Genomic DNA, 3,900 nt, shown 5'->3' on the forward strand with positions numbered 1-3,900 from the left:
TCCCCCGGTCGAGGCACTGCGGCCCGGGGTGTTCCTCGGGTTCGTCCCTGTCGGCGGGTTACGGCGCTCCCCGCATCCGCGCGAGGTAGGCGGCCGCCTGGGTCCTGCGTTCCATCCCCAGCTTCGCCAGGAGCTGTGAGACGTAGTTCTTGATGGTCTTCTCGGCCAGGTTCAGCTCGTGGCCGATCGCCCGGTTGGTCATGCCCTCGGCGATCAGATCGAGAATCTTCCGCTCCTGCTCGCTGAGGGCGCCGAGCCGCTCATCGGTGCGGTGCGCGCCTGACCGGAGCCGCTCCACCACACGGCGGGCGGCGTGGGGGTCGAGCGTGGACCGTCCGGCGGCCGCGTCCCGTACGGCCTTCTGGAGCTCGTTGCCGCGTATCCCTTTCAGCACATAGCCGGACGCCCCGGCCAGCACGGCGTGGGCCAGCGCTTCCTCGTCCGGGAACGAGGTGAGGATCAGGCAGGCGATGTCCTGGTCGAGTGAGCGCAGTTCGCGGCACACCTCGATGCCGCTGCCGTCCGGAAGGCGTACGTCGAGCACGGCGACGTCGGGGTCGGCGTCGGGAATGCGCTGAAGGGCGTCGGCGGCGCTGTCCGTCGCGCCGATCACCTCGATGTCCGGCTCCGCCGAGAGCATCTCGTGCACACCCCGGCGGATCACCTCGTGATCATCGAGCAGGAAGACTGTGATTTGGGCGTTTTCTTCCATTTTTTCAGTCTCACATACTGGTCTCCGCTCCGCCCTTCCCGCACTCTGGAGCTGCGGGATACCGTGCAGGGGTCTGCGGGGCCTGCAAGGCCGTGACCAGTGACGTCCCTGATCTTTCGGCTTGCTTGGGGATTTCCGAGTCGATTACTTGGAAATCCGAACAAAGTTGCAGGTCAGGGCAGCTTCATGCATGTATGGAGGTCTGGGCACGGCTTCATAGGGCCTCGACCGAGAGATCTAGTCACCGCTCGGTCACGTCCGTGTCGCACCCACCCCGTGCGCCGTACGGGGCCGGCGAGCCTCCCTCCGTCTGACGGGCGGGGGACCCCCAGGCCACCCGGCGACCCCGGAGGCCGGACAGAAGAGGAGCACACGTGACCGTGGAGAGCACTGCCGCGCGCAGCAAACCGCGCCGCAGCGGCACCGGAGGCAAGCGCGCCACGAAGAAGTCGGCGTCGGCGCAGACCGACGCCGGGAGCACGACAGCCGCATCCACCGCGAACGGCACAACCGCCGCGAACGGTGCGTCGGGCAAGCAGAGCCCGGCCCGTAAGACCGCCAAGCCCGCGAAGACCGCCAAGCCCGCGAAGGCAGCCGCCTCAGGCCCGGCGCGCAAGACCGCGAAGCCCGCCAAGACCGCCAAGGCAAGCGCGACCCGCAAGCCGGCGACGAAGACGGGCAGTTCGCGCAAGGCGAGCTCCACCGCACAGCAGGCCGAGTCCGGCCCCGAGCTCGTACAGCTGCTGACGCCCGAGGGCGAGCGGGTCGAGCACCCGGACTACTCCATCGACCTCTCCGCGGAGGAACTCCGCGGCCTGTACCGCGACATGGTGCTGACCCGGCGGTTCGACGCCGAGGCGACCTCGCTCCAGCGGCAGGGCGAACTGGGCCTGTGGGCTTCGCTGTTGGGCCAGGAGGCGGCGCAGATCGGCTCCGGCCGCGCGCTGCGCGACGACGACTACGTCTTCCCCACCTACCGTGAGCACGGCGTCGCCTGGTGCCGCGGGGTGGACCCGACGAAGCTCCTGGGCATGTTCCGCGGTGTGAACAACGGCGGCTGGGACCCGGCGAGCAACAACTTCCACCTCTACACGATCGTCATCGGATCGCAGGTGCTGCACGCCACCGGCTACGGCATGGGCATCAACCTGGACGGCTCCGACTCGGCCGTCATCGCCTACTTCGGCGACGGCGCGTCCTCGCAGGGCGACGTGGCGGAGGCGTTCACCTTCTCCGCGGTCTACAACGCCCCGGTCGTCTTCTTCTGCCAGAACAACCAGTGGGCGATCTCCGAGCCCGCCGAGCGCCAGTCCCGCGTGCCCATCTACCAGCGCGCCAGCGGCTTCGGCTTCCCCGGCGTGCGGGTCGACGGCAACGACGTGCTGGCCTGCCTCGCCGTCACCCGCGCCGCCGTCGAGCGCGCGCGCAGCGGCCAGGGCCCCATGCTCGTCGAGGCGTTCACGTACCGGATGGGTGCTCACACCACTTCGGACGACCCCACCCGCTACCGCCGCGACGAGGAGCGTGCGGAGTGGGAGGCCAAGGACCCCATCGCACGGCTCCGTGCTTACCTGGAGCGGGACGGCCTGGCCGACCCCGAGTTCTTCGAGGCCCTGGAGGAGGAGAGCGAGGCCATGGGCAAGCACGTGCGGGAATCGATCCGCACCATGCCCGACCCCGACACCATGGCGATCTTCGAGAACGTCTACGCCGACGGGCACGCGCTCGTCGACGAGGAGCGCGCCCAGTTCGCCGAGTACCTCGCGTCCTTCGCCGAATCAGCTGAATCCGAAGAGGGGGCCCGCTGACATGGCCGCTGCCACCAGTTCGACCGCTGCCGCCTCCGCTGCTCAGGCCGGCCCGGACGTACGCAAGATGCCCATCGCCAAGGCGCTCAACGAGTCGCTGCGCTCGGCGATGGAGAACGACCCCAAGGTCCTGATCATGGGAGAGGACGTCGGCAAGCTCGGCGGCGTCTTCCGCATCACCGACGGGCTCCAGAAGGACTTCGGCGAACAGCGCGTCATCGACACACCGTTGGCGGAGTCCGGCATCGTCGGCACCGCGATCGGTCTCGCCCTGCGCGGCTACCGGCCGGTCGTGGAGATCCAGTTCGACGGTTTCGTCTTCCCGGCCTACGACCAGATCGTCACGCAGCTCGCCAAGATGCACGCCCGCGCGCTGGGCAAGATCAAGCTGCCCGTCGTCATCCGCATCCCGTACGCGGGCGGAATCGGCGCCGTCGAGCACCACAGCGAGTCGCCGGAGGCGCTCTTCGCGCACGTGGCGGGGCTCAAGTGCGTCTCTCCGTCGAACGCTTCGGACGCCTACTGGATGCTGCGCCAGTCCATCGAGAGCGACGACCCGGTCATCTTCTTCGAGCCCAAGCGCCGCTACTGGGACAAGGGCGAGGTCGACGTGACCGCCATCCCGGCGCCGCTGCACGCCGCGCGGGTCGCCCGGCAGGGCGGCGATCTCACTCTCGCGGCCTACGGGCCGATGGTGAAGACCTGCCTGGAGGCCGCGACCGCGGCGCAGGAGGAGGGCCACTCGCTCGAGGTCGTGGACATGCGGTCGATGTCGCCCATCGACTTCGACACTCTCCAGAAGTCCGTCGAGAAAACCGGCAGGCTTGTGGTGGTGCACGAGGCACCTGTCTTCCTGGGGACCGGCTCGGAGGTGGCCGCCAGGATCACCGAGAGGTGCTTCTACCACCTGGAGGCTCCGGTGCTGCGTGTGGGCGGGTTCCACGCGCCGTATCCGCCGGCCCGGCTGGAGGACGAGTACCTTCCGGGTCTGGACAGGGTGCTGGATGCCGTCGACCGTGCCCTGGCGTACTGAGGAGAGTCGTGACGATGACTGAGAGCGCGACCCGCATCCGCGAGTTCAAGATGCCCGACGTGGGCGAGGGGCTCACGGAGGCAGAGATCCTCAAGTGGTACGTCCAGACCGGTGACACGGTCACGGACGGGCAGGTGGTGTGCGAGGTCGAGACGGCCAAGGCCGCCGTGGAACTGCCCATCCCCTTCAACGGTTCCGTCCACGAGCTGCGCTTCGAAGAGGGCACGACCGTGGACGTCGGCACCGCGATCATCTCCGTGGACACCGACCCCTCGGCCGGGCCGCTGGGAGGCGCCGACGGCGGGACGGAGGCGGCACCCGCCGGGAACGGCTCCGCCCCGTCCGGC

General features: G+C 69.1%; 4 protein-coding genes. 3 read left to right on the top strand and 1 reads right to left on the bottom strand.

The window, feature by feature from the left end; genetic code table 11:
* Positions 1–58 precede the first annotated feature (58 nt).
* A complete protein-coding gene (locus tag H5J26_RS29160; protein ID WP_181768969.1) occupies positions 59–712 on the bottom strand; it encodes a response regulator in 654 nt (217 codons plus the stop codon).
* A 374-nt stretch (positions 713–1,086) separates the two neighbouring features.
* On the opposite strand from H5J26_RS29160, the gene pdhA reads away from it, so the two are divergent.
* From pdhA to H5J26_RS29175, 3 genes are all read left to right on the top strand, one after another.
* Positions 1,087–2,520, top strand: coding sequence for a pyruvate dehydrogenase (acetyl-transferring) E1 component subunit alpha (pdhA, locus tag H5J26_RS29165; RefSeq protein ID WP_181768970.1), 1,434 nt, complete (start codon positions 1,087–1,089; stop codon positions 2,518–2,520).
* Position 2,521: 1 nt separating this feature from the next.
* Complete coding sequence (locus H5J26_RS29170; protein ID WP_419183865.1) at positions 2,522–3,553, top strand: alpha-ketoacid dehydrogenase subunit beta; 1,032 nt, start codon at positions 2,522–2,524, stop codon at positions 3,551–3,553.
* A 14-nt stretch (positions 3,554–3,567) separates the two neighbouring features.
* On the top strand, positions 3,568–3,900 hold a 333-nt coding region (locus tag H5J26_RS29175), incomplete at its 3' end, for a biotin/lipoyl-containing protein (protein WP_303647255.1).

This window comes from Streptomyces albidus (ex Kaewkla and Franco 2022) (assembly GCF_013870515.1).
GTDB lineage: Bacteria > Actinomycetota > Actinomycetes > Streptomycetales > Streptomycetaceae > Streptomyces > Streptomyces albidus.

Excerpts from the sequence above, each read along its gene's own strand:
- H5J26_RS29160 (WP_181768969.1), bottom strand. The coding sequence starts at position 712 with ATGGAAGAAAACGCCCAAATCACAGTCTTCCTGCTCGATGATCACGAG.
- H5J26_RS29170 (WP_419183865.1), top strand. The coding sequence starts at position 2,522 with ATGGCCGCTGCCACCAGTTCGACCGCTGCCGCCTCCGCTGCTCAGGCC.